Annotated in this window: 9 protein-coding genes; 3 read left to right on the forward strand and 6 right to left on the reverse strand. The window is 63.1% G+C overall.

The features are described 5' to 3' along the window. The first annotated feature begins 43 nt into the window (after nt 1-43). A complete protein-coding gene (locus ACILSQ_RS10540) occupies nt 44-682 on the forward strand; it encodes a bifunctional nuclease family protein (protein ID WP_395743574.1) in 639 nt (212 codons plus the stop codon). Nucleotides 683-986: 304 nt separating this feature from the next. Here the strand turns inward: ACILSQ_RS10540 and ACILSQ_RS10545 are convergent, their stop codons facing one another. From ACILSQ_RS10545 to ACILSQ_RS10570, 6 genes are all read right to left on the reverse strand, one after another. Continuing rightward, nucleotides 987-1,616, reverse strand: coding sequence for a hypothetical protein (locus ACILSQ_RS10545; RefSeq protein ID WP_395743575.1), 630 nt, complete (start codon nt 1,614-1,616; stop codon nt 987-989). Nucleotides 1,617-1,754: 138 nt separating this feature from the next. Beyond that, nucleotides 1,755-4,085 (reverse strand): tetratricopeptide repeat protein, encoded by a 2,331-nt coding sequence (locus ACILSQ_RS10550; RefSeq protein ID WP_395743576.1) that lies wholly within the window; start codon nt 4,083-4,085, stop codon nt 1,755-1,757. 191 nt (nt 4,086-4,276) lie between these two features. Then, complete coding sequence (locus tag ACILSQ_RS10555) at nt 4,277-5,383, reverse strand: PepSY-associated TM helix domain-containing protein (RefSeq protein WP_395743577.1); 1,107 nt, start codon at nt 5,381-5,383, stop codon at nt 4,277-4,279. 298 nt (nt 5,384-5,681) lie between these two features. Then, a complete protein-coding gene (locus tag ACILSQ_RS10560) occupies nt 5,682-6,917 on the reverse strand; it encodes a HEAT repeat domain-containing protein (protein WP_395743578.1) in 1,236 nt (411 codons plus the stop codon). A gap of 1,101 nt (nt 6,918-8,018) precedes the next feature. After that, nucleotides 8,019-10,706 (reverse strand): right-handed parallel beta-helix repeat-containing protein, encoded by a 2,688-nt coding sequence (locus ACILSQ_RS10565; RefSeq protein WP_395743579.1) that lies wholly within the window; start codon nt 10,704-10,706, stop codon nt 8,019-8,021. A gap of 127 nt (nt 10,707-10,833) precedes the next feature. Continuing rightward, nucleotides 10,834-11,976, reverse strand: coding sequence for a helix-turn-helix domain-containing protein (locus tag ACILSQ_RS10570; RefSeq protein ID WP_395743580.1), 1,143 nt, complete (start codon nt 11,974-11,976; stop codon nt 10,834-10,836). Between the two features lie 292 nt (nt 11,977-12,268). Between ACILSQ_RS10570 and ACILSQ_RS10575 the strand changes: the two genes are divergently transcribed. Together ACILSQ_RS10575 and ACILSQ_RS10580 are read left to right on the forward strand one after the other, a co-directional pair. Then, nucleotides 12,269-14,122, forward strand: a complete 1,854-nt coding sequence (locus ACILSQ_RS10575; RefSeq protein WP_395743581.1) for a serine/threonine-protein kinase — start codon at nt 12,269-12,271, stop codon at nt 14,120-14,122. 224 nt (nt 14,123-14,346) lie between these two features. Continuing rightward, nucleotides 14,347-15,666, forward strand: a complete 1,320-nt coding sequence (locus tag ACILSQ_RS10580) for a serine/threonine-protein kinase (RefSeq protein ID WP_395743582.1) — start codon at nt 14,347-14,349, stop codon at nt 15,664-15,666. The last annotated feature ends 148 nt before the right edge of the window (nt 15,667-15,814 follow it).

Here is a 15,814-nt window from a genome sequence, read left to right on the forward strand (position 1 = left end):
GTGCGGGTTGCCATCGGGCGGGGCGGGGGTTTTATTCCATGCAATGAACAAGGACGTCATCGAAGTGCAGGTGCGTGCGGTGCTGCCGCTGGAGGGCAGCTTTGCCGTGTTCCTGGGGAATGAGAAAAAGGTCTTCGTGATCTACATCGACGAGTCGGTGGGCACGGCGATCTCGATGTTCATGCGGGGGGTGTCCAAGGAGAGGCCGCTGACGCATGACCTGGTGGGGCACCTGCTGCTGGCGTTTGGGGCGCGGGTGGAGCGGGTGGTGATCAACAACATCAACGGCAGCGTGTTTCACGCGCGGCTGATCATCTCCGCGGAGAACGAACTGCAGACGACGCGCAAGGTGATCGAGCTGGATGCGCGGCCGAGCGACAGCATCGCGATGGCGGTGCAGCAGAGCGCGCCGATTTTTGTGGCGAAGAACGTGTGGGACACGGTGGAGGATGTGAGCGAGACGCTGGCGCAGATTGAAAAGAAAGGGCTGGAGGCGCAGCAGGCGGCCGAGGCGACGACGGAGGAGGATGAGGAGGACGACGACATCGAGGAGCTGAGCGATGAGGACATCAACACGATCGCGGGGATTGAGCCGGGGAAGGGTGATGATGAGTATGACGACGGCTTTGGCGGGGACGATGATGATGAGGAGGGGGAGGAGTGGAAGAAGGCGGATGGGTAGAAGGGGGAGGGATTTATGATTTACGATTTTTGATTTATGATTTGGGAGTTCGGATTGTGGAACGGGGGTGACGGCGGTGGCCATGTTAAAGATGGGCGCCGTTTCTGGCAAAAGAATGAAGGGGCGAGGTGGCTGCGGAGTCTCTGAACTCAGGGCGGGTGGATTGGGGGTGCGAGGGGGCGGCCGTGGGGAGAGGTGGAGCCTGCTTTCTGGCAAAGGAGTGCCCGGAGGTTTGCACCGCAGGCGCTGATTCGTATGGCTTGGAGGGGAGGTCTTTAATCACTCATCGAACAGTCATGGGCAGTCATGGCCGGAGCTTATGGGGTGGTTTGGGTGGTTGGGATGCCTTGGTGGAGAGGGACTTTGAGGGCTTGGTTTTCATCCAGACATCATCTTCGTTGGAGGTGCTCCGGAGGCTGACTTTGCCGGGGACAGGGAGGGTGAACGGATGTGTGCTGGTGCCTTTGAGCCAGGCGTTCCAGTCGAAGACATAGACGCCTGACTGAAGCAGCTTGTCGATTTGGGACTCCTTGGGATGCCGGATGTTTTTGTAGAAGGGTTCCAGTCGTGTGGCGGGGTATTTGTTTCCTGTGCGGCGGTCCCAGATGAGTGCGTGGGTGGTGCCGAAGCGGACTTCGTTCACGGTGTCTGGCACAAGGAATTCGCAGTCGAAGTGAAAGTCGTAACCGGAACGCACCCAGCCTGCGCGGGGTGTGAGGTCGAGCGTGGGGCCGTGCACGGTGGAGCGGACGCTGGTGACGACGTCAACGCTGGAGATGAGACATCCGCGAACGCGAAGTTTCAATGCGTGGGTTTTGTCTTCGGTGACGATGATGGGAGCGGTTTCAAGCAGGCTGATCTCCCGGGGCGGGAGGAGTGAGCAGGAGGTAAAGGTGAGGAGGAGCAGCGAAGGGATGAGGTGTCTGAGGTTCATGGGGGCTGCGGGGGGATTGAAGCGAGATGACGTTATACAGAAAATTTTCCCAAGCCTGGTCTGCAGGCTGTGTATGCATTGGGCATTGCCATACGCTTGTGGACGGAAGAGCTAAAGCCACATCCATCCACGATGGTGCTAGCGCTGCATGAGGGCGGCACGGAGCTGGAGGGCTTCTCCGTAGCCGGGGGAGATGGTGAGGGCGCGGTCGAGGGCGGCGAGGGCTTCCTGGCGGCGGTTGTGGCGGGCGAGGATGGTGGCGCGGGCGTAGGGGATGGCGGGGTCCTGGGAGTTGGCGAGCTCGCCGCGCTGGAGGGCACTGAGGGCGCCGGGGATGTCTCCCTGGCTGTTTTTGGCGAGGCCGAGATTGTACCAGGCACGCGAGAGGCGGGGATCGAGACGGGTGGCGTCCTGGAGGGCCTGGATGACGGCGGGCATGTCTCCGGTTTCGCTGAGGGCGAGGCCGAGCTCGTAATAGTACTGGGCGTGATTGGGGGCGACCTTGATGGCGTCGCGGAGCTTGGCGATGGCGAGCTGGGTCTGGCCGGTCGCGTTGTAGAGCATGGCGAGGTCGTGATGGAAGGGCGGGGAGTTGGGGTCCCAGCGGATGGCGGTTTCCATGTGCTGGATGGCGCCGGTGGTGTTGCGACGGGAGTACTCGAACTGGGCGAGCTGCATCTGGCCGCTGGGCTGGTCGGCGTTCCAGTGGAGCATGTGCTGCAGGTCTTTGCCGGCGGGGGAGTCGAGGTGCAGACTTTCGCGCAGGGCCCAGGCGGCGGAGACGCGGACGCTGCGGGCGGGATCGGTGAGGAGGGGCTCAATGGCGGTGCGGACGGAGCCGTTTTGGAGCATGGGCTCGAGGGTGCGGATGGCGCTCTCACGCACGAGGGGGTGGGCGTGCTTTAGCTGGGCGGTGACGGCGGACTGGACTTCGGGGTGGTCGATCCACTGGTCCAGCAGGAGGGTGGCGCTGGCTTTCCAGTGGGGGATTTCATCGCTGCCGAGGAGGTCCACGAGGCCGGCGCGGGCTTCGTCATTTCCCTGGCGCGCCTGGGCGATGAGGGTGGCGCGGGTGCGGGTCTTGCGGTCCATCTTTGGGCCCCACCATTTCTGGGTGGCTTCGAGGGCCCAGTCGGTGGATTTGTCGGTGTGGCATTTGTTGCAGGCGTTGGGGATGTTGAACTGTTTCGTCAGCAGGGGGTCGGGGATGGTGAAGCCGTGGTCGTGGCGGCCGTGGCGCTGCATGTACACGGTCTGCGGCATGTGGCAGTTCACGCATTGATTTCCGGTGCTGGCGGTCTGGTGGAAGCTGTGAGCTTCTGGCATGATGGGCGGGGCATTGGGGAAGCCGCCGGGGGTGTGGCAGCGCATGCAGAGCTGATTGCCGGGGAGGAGGGTCTTCATGCTGTGCATGTCGTGACAGTCCATGCAACGCACGCCGGCATTGTGCATGCGGCTGCTGAGGAAGGAGCTGAACTCGTAGTCTTCTCCGCGAATCTGGCCGTCTGGGTAGAAGGTGTCGGTCTGGTCGGTGATGCTGAGGCGGAAGTGGTCCCAGAAGGATTCGCCGGGGACGAAGTCGCCGGTGACTTCATTGCGCAGGGCGTGGCAGCCGGCGCAGTTTTCGATGTGCTGGTCGCGCGACATTTTGGTGAGCGTGGGATCGCCCTTGGCGCGGGGGTGGGCGTGCTGCCAGGTGTTGTGGGCCTTCATGGGGCCGTGGCAGGCCTCGCAGTTCACGGTCATCTCCGCCATGGTGGTGTGGTAGCCGTCGGTTTTGGCGTCGTAGTTTTTGCGGAGGCGGGTGTTGTGGCAGGTGGCGCACATCTGGTTCCAGACCATGCCGCGGCCGGTCCAGTGGCCCCATTCACCGGGCTTGCGGTCTTCGCTGCCGTAGACATTGAACCAGTCGTTTTTCTTTGGATCAAAGCAGGCCTCCATGGCCTGGAGGCGACCGCTGCCGCCGCTGACGAGGAACTGGCGGAGGGGATCGTGGCCGATGACGCGCTCGACGTGGTAGGGGGCGATTTTGTTTTCGAAACCGAGGGCGACGATCTCGTAGGCATCTCCGTTTTTGCGGGTCTCGGTGGTCTGGGTGCCGTGGGTGAAGGTGCGGGTGGGGACGAAGGCGGGGTCGTCGAGCTTCGGGTCGGGGTGGCGTTCGGCGAGGCCGTGGTGGGAGCCCTGCCATTTGGCGAACTGGCCGGCGTGGCATTCGCGGCAGCTCTCGGAGCCGGCGTACTGGGCGAAGACGGCCTTTTCGTCCGGCATGGTGTAGGGGGCCACCTTGGCGAGGGAGAGGACGAAGGGGGCTGACGCGGGGGCCGGTGTGTCTTTTTTCTGCTGCCCAGGCCAGAGCGCCCACGCGACCAAGGCTGCCATGCCTGCTGCCAGCCCGCCGAGGACCAGCAGGGCCTTTCCCGATGATTTCTCGGGTGGTGGCGGGGCGGGCGGGGTCTTTTTCTTCATGCGTGCGGCAGAGTAGGCGGACGCGGCAGGGGCGCAAGATGCCAGGATGGCGGAGGGTGCTGGAAAAACGTTTCGCCGGCGATGAGCGGCATGAGCCACTGAAAGCGGGGGCTGTGTTCATGGCGCATCGAATTTGCGGGAAGGCGGAGGCGCCGGGGGGGGGATACCAGGACGTGGCAGCGGGATGCTGCTTACTGTGCCAGGGCTCCGGGGCGGAAGAAGCGGCGCCAGGAGAGGGCGAGACCGGTGTAAACGAGGACGAGGCCGGCGAGGCAGGAAAGGAGGGCGGCCCACTGGCCCCAGGTGCCGAAGAATTCGCCGGTGTGGCCGAGGCGGGCGATGGAGCGGGCGCGGCCTGAGCCGTCTCCGCTGCTCCAGCCGCGTTCTTCGATGATCTGGCCGCCGCGGGTGTCGAACTTGATGTCGAGGGAGCGTGTGACCTGGCGGAAGGTGCCGTATTTGACGGTGAGGGCGAGGAGGCCGTTTTGATTGGGGCTGGCGCCGTTTTGAAGGAGGATGGAGCGCCAGCCGGGGTATTGCTGCTGGATGCGGTGCATCCAGGCGGGCCAGGTGGTGGCGGGTTCGGGGTGCGGGGCGGGTTTTGTGGGGGCGATCGAGGGGCCTAAAACCTGGGTGCCGCCGAAGCTGCGCCACCATTGATCGACCGGGCGGAAGGACATGACGATGCCGGTGAGGCAGATGAAGAGGAGGGGGATGAGGAACCAGAAGCCGAGGGCGTTGTGCCAGTTCCAGTCGCGGGCCTTGCCGGTGACATCGAAGCGGATGGCGAGGGAGTTGCGGAGGGCCTTCCAACGCCACTGGCGTGGCCACCAGAGCCAGAGGCCGGAGAGGATGAGGAAGGCGAAGGCGGCGTTTGCGATGGAGATGAGCCAGTTGCCGATGGGGCCGGTGGTGAGGTTCGTGTGCAGTTTTGTGGTCCAGAGCATGAAGGCGCGGAGGGTGGTGGCGCCGCTGCCGAGGGATGCGCCGGTGTAGCCGTTGAGGAGGGCGACGGTGCGGTTTTTGGTGACGATGCGGACGGGCATGCCGGGGTCGGCGAACCATTCGGCGTACTGGATGGGGCCGGTGGTCTGGCGGTCGAGTTTGGTGAGGAGGGCCTGGGGGGAGAGGAGCTGGGCGTTTGGGAATGGCGGGAGGGCGCGTGACTCGCGCTCGGCGTAGTCAACGATCTGGAGTTCGAAGGCGAGGATGGCGCCGGTGAGGCAGAGGAGGAAGATGAAGAGGCCGGTGAGGAGGCCGATGATGAGGTGGGACCAGAAGAGGAGTTTGCGGATCATCGGCGGGAGGTGGGGGGAGGGGGGAGGGGGGAGTTTACGGTTGTTTACCGTGGTTGACGGTTGTTGGGGAGCCGGTGGTACGCGGTGGGTGTGTGGCGAATAACACGCGGGAGGGGCGGAAGTTTTCGCTGCTGGGGAGGAAAGGGGGCGCGTTAGTGCAGGGGGCTTGTGAGGATGGTGGGTGGGAGTGATTGGCGATTGATGAGCAATCGATTTTTGATTTTTGAGGGGGCGGGGCTTGGGGTGCAGCGCCGATAAATGGGGCTATGTTTCGAATTAACTGCCTGTGTTGAGCGAATCAGTGGGGAGCTTCGAGGCCGAAATAGGAAACGAGCTTTTTTTCGAGATCGGGTGAGATGGATGGAGAGGCGTAGAAGAGATGGGAGCAGGAGTTGGATGGATTTTCCCTGCCGATATATTTCATTGTGCCGCCGAAACCGGTGCCGAAGGTGTCTGGCACGAGGCGGAGGGTGCATTTGTCTTCGCCCTGGGTGAGATCGACCTCCTGGATGGTCCAATCGACTGAGTCTTTGGTGTGCACTTCGCCATTGCGAAGAGCGGCTACTTTCCAGGGCTGTTTAGCGAGGGCACCCTGAAAGCTTTGTTGCCACGCGTCCTGTCGATACTTGCGTTTTTCTTCGGCGGTTGGCGGCCTTTGCAGAAGGAGGTCGGGAACGGGTTCGCCAAGTTTTTTCAGGCTGGAGACGGCGGCTGATCGCACTCGGTATTCGATGCGACTGATATAGCCACGTCCTAGAGACCAGATGCTTTCGGTTGTGTCATTGAGCAGAGAACGCAACGCGGTCTCGGATTCATCGCCGGGAAACTTCCATAGCTCTTCGGCGGCGGTTTGGCGCAAGGTGGGATCATCGGATTTGGCGTGCTGAAGAAAAAGCAGGCGGTGTTTTTCTTCGGCGGGGACAATCAGGGAGTAAGGTATGAATGGGCTGAGCACATCGGGGTCGACCTGGACCCACCGAACCGTTTGTTTGATGGGTGAGGAGGCCCATTGACGGCAGATCGCAAGCAGCGTTTGGCCATCCGAGATTTGGTGTTTGTCTTTGTCGTAAAGATATCCGGGGAGATCCGCGAGGGGAATCACACTCGGGAAGAAATTGTCACTAACAAGGATGAGGCGCTTGAGGAGTCGTGTCTCACGGAAGTCATGGTCTTCAGTCGGTGGACGGTCCTGTTCATCCGTGAGGTGATCCTGTTGCTGGCGTAAAAACACGAGCAATGGCTGGTCAGGTTTCCTCCATTTCCCATCCATGCTGTATGGATCATCGTACGTAAACGAGATCTCCTTGGCATGAGAGCCTTTGATTATTTCGCTCACAGTTAAGACATAGTCTTTGAAAACCCTGTTGTCGGGGCCTTTGACCGATTTGATTTCCTTGAGTGTGCCGATTGCCACGATTTGAGACGCACAAGTTAGTGACTCAATTGAATTCAGCGCCAAAGATCTGGCATTGAGCTTGGCGGATAAAAATGTCCCCAGTACCAGAAGGGCGCATGCGAGTTTTTTTGCTGGCATGGGTTTGAGGGTGCGGGGTTTTATGATTGGGCCGATTGGGATGGATGATTTATACCGCTGCGGGCATGATAAATCGGGAGCGGGGAAAATGGCAAGGCGGGATGGGAGCCGATAACGTTCTATCGTGGCGGACGTTTTCCCGCGCCCCTTCAGGGCGCGACCTTGGGGAAGGTGTGGTGTGTGTGCGGACCCAGGGCTTGTCGCTGCGCGACGGCGCCCTGGGCTGAGTCCTGCGCCCCTTCAGGGCGCGTTTGAAGGAGGTGAGCGAGGGGCAAGAAGTCCTGAACTTGCCGACTGCGGACCTTCAGCGCGTGGAATGAAGAGGACCGCTTATTCAAGGACGGAGAGGACCAAAAGGACAAGAAGGACGGAGAGGACGCGGCGTTTTGTGATGGCTGGGAGATGGGGATTGATGAGGCCGGATTGATGTCAAGGATCCAAAGTTTCCAACGCGAATGGGCGCAACTTATTGGGAATGGCATTTATGCGCTGGGCGAACTCGGAGATTTGTGCCACCGCTACGCGGTTCCACGGATTGGAAACGATCGTGAATGCGCAAACCGTGGGTTTGCACCCACGGCTACGGTTATGCCACCGCTACGCGGTTCGGTGAGGATGGTATGCGTGATTTGTCGTGAGCTTCTGTTTACCTCATGAGCGGATGATGGAACTGGTTTTGCGGAGAGGCTGGGGCTCGTGCGTCAGCGGTCTTGCGAGCTGCACAGAGGATTGCTTTCCGGCGCGCTTCGCGAGGTGCGGGCGGATGTTCACAGCGAGTGGTGGCATAAGGTGCCCCGATCATCCTAGAGCATTTAAAATTATTTCATAGCCTTGCGGACCTGCACAGGCTTTTCCAAGCCAAAGGCTGGCGCACATAGTGGTCCGCACAGTCCTCTGTGCGGTTCGAGCGTGCACGGCGGCCCAGATACCGCACAGAGGACTGTGCGGACCACTTTGCTGTCGCCTTCGCGATGCCCAGTCATCTTTGCCACCGCAGTCCAAGACGCTGTCGCGTTTCTTTTGAGATGGCAGTCTATGAAAGCCGCGATGGGGGTGGGCTTGATTCAGGGATCTGCATGACTGGCGTTTGGCTGCTCGTTGTTATTTGAGCTGCTCCAACTTCAGGTTGTCGAGGAAGAAGGCGGTTTTGGTGGTGCCGAGGGCGCTGAAGAGGAGGTAGCTGGCGGAGGTCCAGGTGGGTTTGCACTTGAGGTCGGGGAAGGACTGCCTGGTGTCGTCCTGGCGGGTGATTTCGAGAGACCAGGTGCCGGAGGTGGTGGTGGCGGTGAGGGAGACGTGGAACCATTCGCCGGCGGGGATCTGGGTGAGCTGGACTTTGCCGTCTGTGCTGGCGGCGAGCTGGCCTTTCTGCCAGCGGAGGTAGGGGCCGCTGCCGAAGTCGCCGTTTTTGCCGCGCATTTCGAAGAACCAGTCGGCGCCGGGCTGGGCCATGACGTCGAACTCGATGTGGAAGGTGCCGGCGTCCCAGGTGGTGGGGTAGATGTCGAGGACGGGATCGTAGCTGTGCTTCAGGTCGGGGGCGTCCTGGATCTTGAGGCAGCGCCTGGAGCCGAGGGAGAGCGGGGAGGAGACTTCATCGGTGACGCCGATGGATTCGCCTTTGTTTTCGTGGGTGTATTTGGCGCCGCGGATGCCCAGGGCGCCGAGGGCGGTGGTCTCGAAGCTTTGCTGGATTTTGTAGGGTGGTGCGGGCCAGGGTTTGGCGTCGGTGTCCCAGGTGGGGTAGGTGTGGCCTTCGGCGGCGAGGGAGCGCCATGCGGTGTCGGTTTTGCGAACGCCGGCGAGGGTGAGGTCCCAGGGCTTGAAGCCGATCTTTGCGGCGGGGGAGTTGGGCTTGAGACGGAAGTCGCGGGCGGCGAGGTCTTCGAAGAGGGGATCGGCGAAGAGGCTGTCTTTGTCGCGGCCCATCTTGCGCCATTCGTCCCAGGTGAAGTGTGATTTGGTGAGGGTGGCGGGGATTTTGCCGTCGGTGGGCCAGTAGAGATTTTTGCGGAAGACGAGGCTGTCCTTGGGATCGCCACGGTCGGTTTTGTCGAAGAATTTCCAGTTCCATTCGCCGCCGTCGAGGAGGGGTGAGGCGGGGTCCCAGACGACGATGTTGTTGAGGTAACGGAAGCGGAGGCGGGCTTCGTTGCGGGAGGCCTGAATCTGCGCGGTGTGGCCGAAGGCGAAGATGTTGTTGCGGACGGTGTTGAAGTAGCCGTAGTGCTGGTGGAAGCCGGCGTTCCAGGTATCGTGGACGAGGTTGTTTTCCATGAGGGTGTCGGCGCTGCCTTCGTCATTGTAGAGGCCCCAGCCGCCGTAGCGATGGCTGGCGACGTGGTGGACGTGATTGCCACGGACGATGGTGCCGGGAGAGGTGCCGAGGCCGTAGTAGCCGCCCATGTCGCTGAGGTAGGCCCAGCCGAGGTGGTGGATGTGATTGTTTTCGACGGTGGTCTCGCGGGAGGCGGTGTCGCCGTAGCCCCAGTTCCATCCGGCGCTGACGCCGGTGTAGTAGAGGTCTGCGATGTCGCAATGGCGGACGGCGCAGTGCTGGGTGTGGGTGAAGACGACGCCGCAGGCGCTGGGGTGGAGGCGGCCGCCGTGCTGGATGATGGAGTCGGTGATGGTGATGTGGTGATTGACGCGCTCGTCTGCGGGGCGTGCGGTCTCGCCCACGTAAACGCCGCCGCCGCCGAGATCGTGGAGGTGACTGTGGGTGACGGAGCAACTGGAGCAGCCGTTTTCGAACCAGAGGGCATGGAGGCCGGTGTGGGCGACTTCGCACTGGATGAAGCGGATGCTGCTGGAGTCTTCGACTTCGATGCTGCCCTGAGTGGTGGTGGCGGCCTGGGTGTCGTGCAGGCCGTCGGCGGGGTAGAGGTGATTGCTGTATTGAAAGGAGATGCCTTCAAAGCTGACATCGTGCGCGCCTTTGATGGAGAGGAATTTATCGACGACGGGGGCGATGACCTCGGCCTTGGTCATGTCTTCGCCGGGGAGGGGGAGGTAGAGGACTTCGCCTTTGGCGCGGTCGAGGAACCACTCGCCGGGGGAGTCGAGAGCGGCGCGGAAGTTTTCGACCCACCAGCGCTGGTCGGGCTCGAACTCGACGAAGGGGTAGCGGGAGCGGCCTTTGATGCGGACAGCGAGGGTGTCGTCGTTCATGTCCTGGATGCGGCACTGCCCCACGGCCCAGGCGTGGGTGACGGTGAGGAGGACGGAGTCGCGCTCGGGGAGAGGGATGGATTTGAGAACTTCGTACTGCTCCGGGGCGATGGAGAAGGCGTGGAAGTTCATGTTCTCCCTGAGGTCTGGGAACACGCCGGCGCCGACGGCTTCGGTGATGTGGAAGTAGCCTTTGTTGGGCGAGCGGGCGAGGGTGGCGCGGCGGCCATTGATCCAGAGCTGCTCGAAGGTCCAGGCTTTGTCTTTTTCTGGGAGGGTGGCTTTCCAGAGGCCGCTGCCGTCGTTGGTTTGCTGCCAGCCGGTGATGGGTTTGCCGGCGGTGAAGGTGGGGTTGTCGTCGCTTAAGGCGCTGCTCCAGTGTACCTCGGAGTCGGCTGGACCGAGGGTGAGGGGTTCGGTGAGAGTGTAGGTGCCGGAGTAGACGATGATCCGTGCGGGCTTGGGGAGGGGGCGGGCGGCGTCACGGGCCGCCTGGGGTGTTTTGATGGGGCCCGAGGGGGAGAGAATTACGTCTGAAACGACGGGGAACCCGACGTCTGAGGCGAAGGCGAGAGAGGCCGCGGAGAGGAAGAGGAGGGCGAGAGTGCGCGGGAGCATGGGCACTTATTCGCGCTGAAGGCCGGGGACGGCAAGAGGGCGGTGGGGATCCTTCTACGCCAAGGCTTCGAAGGACTGAAGGTTGTAAACTGGGAACTGAAAACTGAGAATTTCAAATTGGCCGGAGCTAAATGAGCATCTGGCGGACGGTGGTGGCGACGGGGTAGAGCCAGAGGATTTCGGCGGGGGTGAGGGTGACGGGAGGGTAGAGGGGATTGAGGCTGGAGAGGACGATGGAGTGGCCGTGGTCGGCGGTGCTGTAGATGCGGAAAAGGACATCGCCGCCGAGGGAGTCGTGGAGGCGGGCGATGACGCGGTTGCCGGTGTGGGGGAGGCTGTTGGGGTAGAGGACGGCGAGCTCGCCGTCGTGATGCTGGGGGAGCATGGCGTCTCCGGCGAGGCGGAGTGCGAAGGCGTCGGGGTCGCTGACGGTGAAGGCGAAGTGCTCGGTGGCGGAGAAGGCGGCCTGGGAGGGGGCGGTGAGCTCGCGCGCGGCGGGGATGGTGAGCACGGGGAGGGCGGTGATGCGCGGGATGCCTGGCACCGGAGCGGGGGCCGGCGGGGCGGGAATGGAGAAGGCGGGGGTGTCCGCGGGGGCGGGCTGAGGTGCTGCGCTGCTGGTGGTGATGGTGGGCTCTGGTGCGGAAGCGGTGATGGTGGTGGTGGATGGGGCGGATGTTTTTTGAACTTCGGCCTCGAGTTTTTCGATGAGCTTGATGACGGGGAGGGAGGCGTGGGCGCCGTTTTCGATCTTGGTGACGTACTGGCGGGAGACGCCGAGGCGCTGGGCGAGCTTTGGGCGGGAGAGGCCGAGTTTTTCGCGAAGGGCGGCGACGCGGAGGGCGAAGGCGGTCTTTTCACGGGTGATGGGTTTCTTCACGGGCGCGGGAGGGGGCGTGATGGCAGTGGCGGGTGCGGGGGAGAAAGAGGGGGCGGGATTTTCCGGGGGCTGCTCCTGCACGAGGCGATCCAGGGCTTCGAGGGCCGCGGGGGGGAGGCCTGCCATTTCGGTGGAAGGGGCGGGTGAGTCGGGCTGGGGCATGTGCATGGCGAGCTGTTTGAGGTTGGCGGCCGCTTCGAGTTTTTCGATCAACTGGAACACGGGGCGGGAAGGGGCCTGGCGGCCTTTTTCCATGACGGTGATGTAGCTGCGGCCGACGCCGAGCCAGTGGGCGAGCTCTGGCCTGGAGACGCGGAGCTTCTGGCGGAGGGAAAGACAGCGGGCGGGGAAGCCGACGAGCTTTTCTTCTGAGACAGGGGAGTGTGGCATAGGACGAGAAGGGGGATGAGGAGGTGTGCGACTGAGATGCGTGCACCGGGGGATTTGGCGCGACTGAAGTGCTATGCATAATCCGCGCCAAAAACGTGCCGGGCCTGTGTGCGAAGGATAAAAGTACCAGAGGGGGGCACGATGAGCGGCGCTTTTCGTGCGAAGACGTTTTTTGTGCGGGGCGGGCACGGGCGAGGCATGGGGTTCATGCTCAAAGGATGGCAAAGCGATGAGGCGGTGATTTTACTCGCCGAGAAGGCACGTATCGGTAACAATCCGCCGCTTTTTCCGCATGTCCGAGAACACCCCCGCCCAGCACCAGCCGCCATTTGACGTACCGAGCGTCGAGGAGATGGGCGCGCTGCTGCCGCAGTATGCGTTTGAAAAGCTGGCGGCGTTTGGAGGGATGGGGGCGGTGTACCGTGCGCGGCAGGTGAGCCTGGACCGGCTGGTGGCGATCAAGATACTGCCGCCTGAGTTTGGAAGGCAGGAGGACTTTGCGGAGAGGTTCAAGTCCGAGGCGCGGGCGATGGCGAAGCTGAACCACACGCACATCGTGGCGGTGTATGATTTCGGGATCACCTCCGAGGGGCATTTGTACCTGGTGATGGAGTGGGTGGAGGGGGAGACGCTGCACACGCTGATCCAGAAAGGGAGCATCCCGGTGCGCAAAGCGGCGACGCTGGCGATGCAGCTGTGCGAGGCGCTGGCGTTTGCGCATCACCACAAGATTTTGCACCGGGACATCAAGCCGGGGAACATCATGATCAGCGAGGATGATCAGGTGAAGGTGGCGGACTTCGGGCTGGCGCGGCCGATCACGGGAGAGGCGGAGGAGAATCCGTATGGTACGCCGGACTATGCGGCGCCGGAGATTCTGGGGAAGGGAGCGGTGGACCAGCGGGCGGATATTTTTGCGGCGGGGGTGGTGCTGTATGAGATGCTGACGGGGCGGGTGCCGCAGCAGCCGCGGCGCTCTGTGAAGGAGTATGCGCCGCTTTCCACGAAGTGGGATGAGGTGATCGACAAGGCGATGCATGCGGAGCCGGCGCAGCGCTTTCAGGATGTGGGGGAGCTGAGGGCGCGCATCGCGGCGCTGATCAACCAGGCGGCGGAGGCGGTGGGCGTGGTGGCGGTGGTGGAGGAGGGGCCGAAGCTGAAGGGGCTGCTGAAGCCGCTGAACCTGGCGCTGATGGGCGCGGTGGTGGTGACGGCCGTGGTGCTGGGAGTGATTTTCAAAGGAGGGCCGGACGCGCCGGTGGCTGAGAAGCAGAAGGAGGTGGCGACGGCCAAGGGCAAGGCGGGGGAAGAAGCTGCGGAGCCGGGGGAAGAGCCGGCGGAGAAGGCGCCGAAGAAGAAGGCCAAGAAGGAGCCTGTGGTGGTGGTGGCGCCACCGGCGGCGGCGGAGCCTGAGGTAAAGCCGAAGGAGCCTGAAGCGAAGCCGGAGAAAATGGTGACTGTGGAGCCTGTGCCTGTGCCCGCGCCGACGCCTGCGCCTGCAGAGCCAGCGCCGACGCCAGCGGCGCCCGCACCTGCACCGATGCCTGCGGTGGCGGCGCCGAGCGCGCCGGCCAAACCCGCGGCGCCGGAGACGCCGCTGGAGGCGATCCTGCGGCTGGAGGAGCGTGATGCGGAACTGGCGCAGATGGTGGTGGATTTCGAGGCGGAGTGGGCGGCGGACGAGAAGATCCAGATGACAGGGGAGATGAAGGAGCTGGCGGACAAATACATCCCGGCGCTGCAGCGGAGCCTGAACGGGGTGGTGCTGCAGCAGCGTGATTTTGTGCTGAGCGAGATCTCGCACGTGGCGAACCGTGAGCCGCTGGGAGAACCTGACCTGCTGTGGCCGGCGGTGCTGAAGACGCTGCGCAAAACGTATGATGCGCAGAGGGAGGCGATCCAGACGCGCGCGGACGAGGCGGCGCAGAAGCTGCGCGCAGACCAGTGCGACCTGGTGCTGCAGACGGCGCGGGAGAGGGCGGCAGCGGGCAAGGCGGAGGCGGCGAAACGGGCGGAGGCGGTGGCGGCGGAGCTGGCGAAGCTGAAGACGGCGCCGTCGCTGAAGGCGCTGAAGCAAAATGTGTCTGGCACGGCGGGAGCGGCCGCAGCGCCGGCGGGGGCGACGATGGCGGAGCCGGTGAAGTGAGGGATGTATGATTTATGATTTATGATTTACGATTTATGATTTATGATTTATGATTTCCGGAAGGGGAGTGATGGTGGCCGGGGGGGGCTGAAGGCGAGGATTTGATCGTGATTTGGAGGGACGGGGGATCTGGGGGCGCGCTGTCTGTGAGCGTGCATTAGCAGGTGGCGCGCTAGGATTTTTTTCGTGGCGGCGGCGAGGGCGGGCGGGTATGAGTGGCGGCCATGCCTGAAGAAACCGTCTCCGCTGAGCCACCGTCGTTTGATGTTCCGAGCATCGAAGCCATGAGCGCGTACCTGCCGCAGTTTAAGTTTGAGAAGCTGGCGGCCTGCGGCGGGATGGGGGCGGTGTACAAGGCGTATCAGGAGAGCCTGGACCGGCGGGTGGCGGTGAAGATTCTGCCGCCGGAGTTTGGGGCTGAAAAGGAATTTGCGGACCGGTTTCGCGTGGAGGCGCGGGCGATGGCAAAGCTGAACCACACGAACATTGTGGGGGTGTATGACTTTGGGATCACGGGCGGCGGGCATTTGTACCTGGTGATGGAGTGGATCGAGGGGAAGTCGCTGCATGACCTGATTCACAAGGGGAGCCTTTCGCTGAGGAAGGCGACGAACCTGGCGATGCAGCTGTGCGAGGCGCTGAGCTTTGCGCATGAGCACCAGATCATTCACCGGGACATCAAGCCGGGGAACATCATGGTGAATGACGCGGACCATGTGAAGGTGGCGGACTTCGGGCTGGCGCGGCCGAACACGGGGGAGGCGGAGGAGGAAAATCCGTTTGGCACGCCGGACTATGCGGCGCCGGAGATCCGCGGCGGGAGCGTGGTGGACCACCGGGTGGACATTTATGCGGCGGGGGTGGTGCTGTATGAGATGCTGACGGGGCGGGTGCCGGAGGAGCCGCGGCGCTCGGTGACGGAGTTTGCGAAAGTTTCGACGCGCTGGGATGACATCATTGCCAAGGCGACGCATGCGGACCGGGAGAAGCGCTACCAGGATGCGGGGGAGCTGCGCGCGTACATCAACGCGGCGATGAAGCAGCATGCGGAGAAGGAGGCGCCGCCGGCGCCGGAGAAGGAGAAGGAAAAGCGGCCGCCGGCGCCGCCCCAAAAGCCGGCGGTGCGGCTGACGCAGCAGCAGCAGCTCATGCTGCTGCTGGGCGTGGTGGTGGTGGTGATGGGGGGACTGCTGGCGCTGATCTTCTGGCCTTCATCCCATGGGGGCGGGCATGGATCATCTGCCGGAGCGGGAGGGGAGGCGACGCCTGCGGAGGTGCGGCAGGTGATGCAGAAGCTGGAGCAGACGGATGCGGAGCTGGCGCGGATGGTGAACTCGTTTGCGGAGGACTGGGCGGCGACGGGAGCGGACAAGAACCCGGGGTCTCCGACCGCGGAGAAGCTGCGCGCGGCACAGCATGCGACGGTGCTGGCGAAGGCGAAGGACCGGCTGGAGGCGGCGCGGCGCGCGGAGATTGTGGCCGCGGAGCTGGAGAAGCTGAAGGGAGCGCCGTCGATCAAGGCGCTGAAGCAGGCGGCGGAGTGACGAATGACGAATGAGGAATCAATGTCGTTAAGTTAAGCGGGTCACAACATTTTATAAGCTGAAGGAGGCATGCGTTTTGGCCTTTTAGGCCGAGGCAGGGAACGGTTGGGGCGTATCAGGCACTGTGCTCGTCTGAAGCAGGCGTTGA

It is taken from the genome of Prosthecobacter sp. (genome assembly GCF_044227185.1).
Classification (GTDB): domain Bacteria; phylum Verrucomicrobiota; class Verrucomicrobiia; order Verrucomicrobiales; family Verrucomicrobiaceae; genus Prosthecobacter.

Coding starts and splice junctions, on each gene's coding strand:
- ACILSQ_RS10575 (WP_395743581.1), top strand. CDS start 12,269: ATGTCCGAGAACACCCCCGCCCAGCACCAGCCGCCATTTGACGTACCG.
- ACILSQ_RS10580 (WP_395743582.1), top strand. CDS start 14,347: ATGCCTGAAGAAACCGTCTCCGCTGAGCCACCGTCGTTTGATGTTCCG.
- ACILSQ_RS10545 (WP_395743575.1), bottom strand. CDS start 1,616: ATGAACCTCAGACACCTCATCCCTTCGCTGCTCCTCCTCACCTTTACC.
- ACILSQ_RS10550 (WP_395743576.1), bottom strand. CDS start 4,085: ATGAAGAAAAAGACCCCGCCCGCCCCGCCACCACCCGAGAAATCATCG.
- ACILSQ_RS10560 (WP_395743578.1), bottom strand. CDS start 6,917: ATGCCAGCAAAAAAACTCGCATGCGCCCTTCTGGTACTGGGGACATTT.
- ACILSQ_RS10555 (WP_395743577.1), bottom strand. CDS start 5,383: ATGATCCGCAAACTCCTCTTCTGGTCCCACCTCATCATCGGCCTCCTC.
- ACILSQ_RS10540 (WP_395743574.1), top strand. CDS start 44: ATGAACAAGGACGTCATCGAAGTGCAGGTGCGTGCGGTGCTGCCGCTG.
- ACILSQ_RS10570 (WP_395743580.1), bottom strand. CDS start 11,976: ATGCCACACTCCCCTGTCTCAGAAGAAAAGCTCGTCGGCTTCCCCGCC.
- ACILSQ_RS10565 (WP_395743579.1), bottom strand. CDS start 10,706: ATGCTCCCGCGCACTCTCGCCCTCCTCTTCCTCTCCGCGGCCTCTCTC.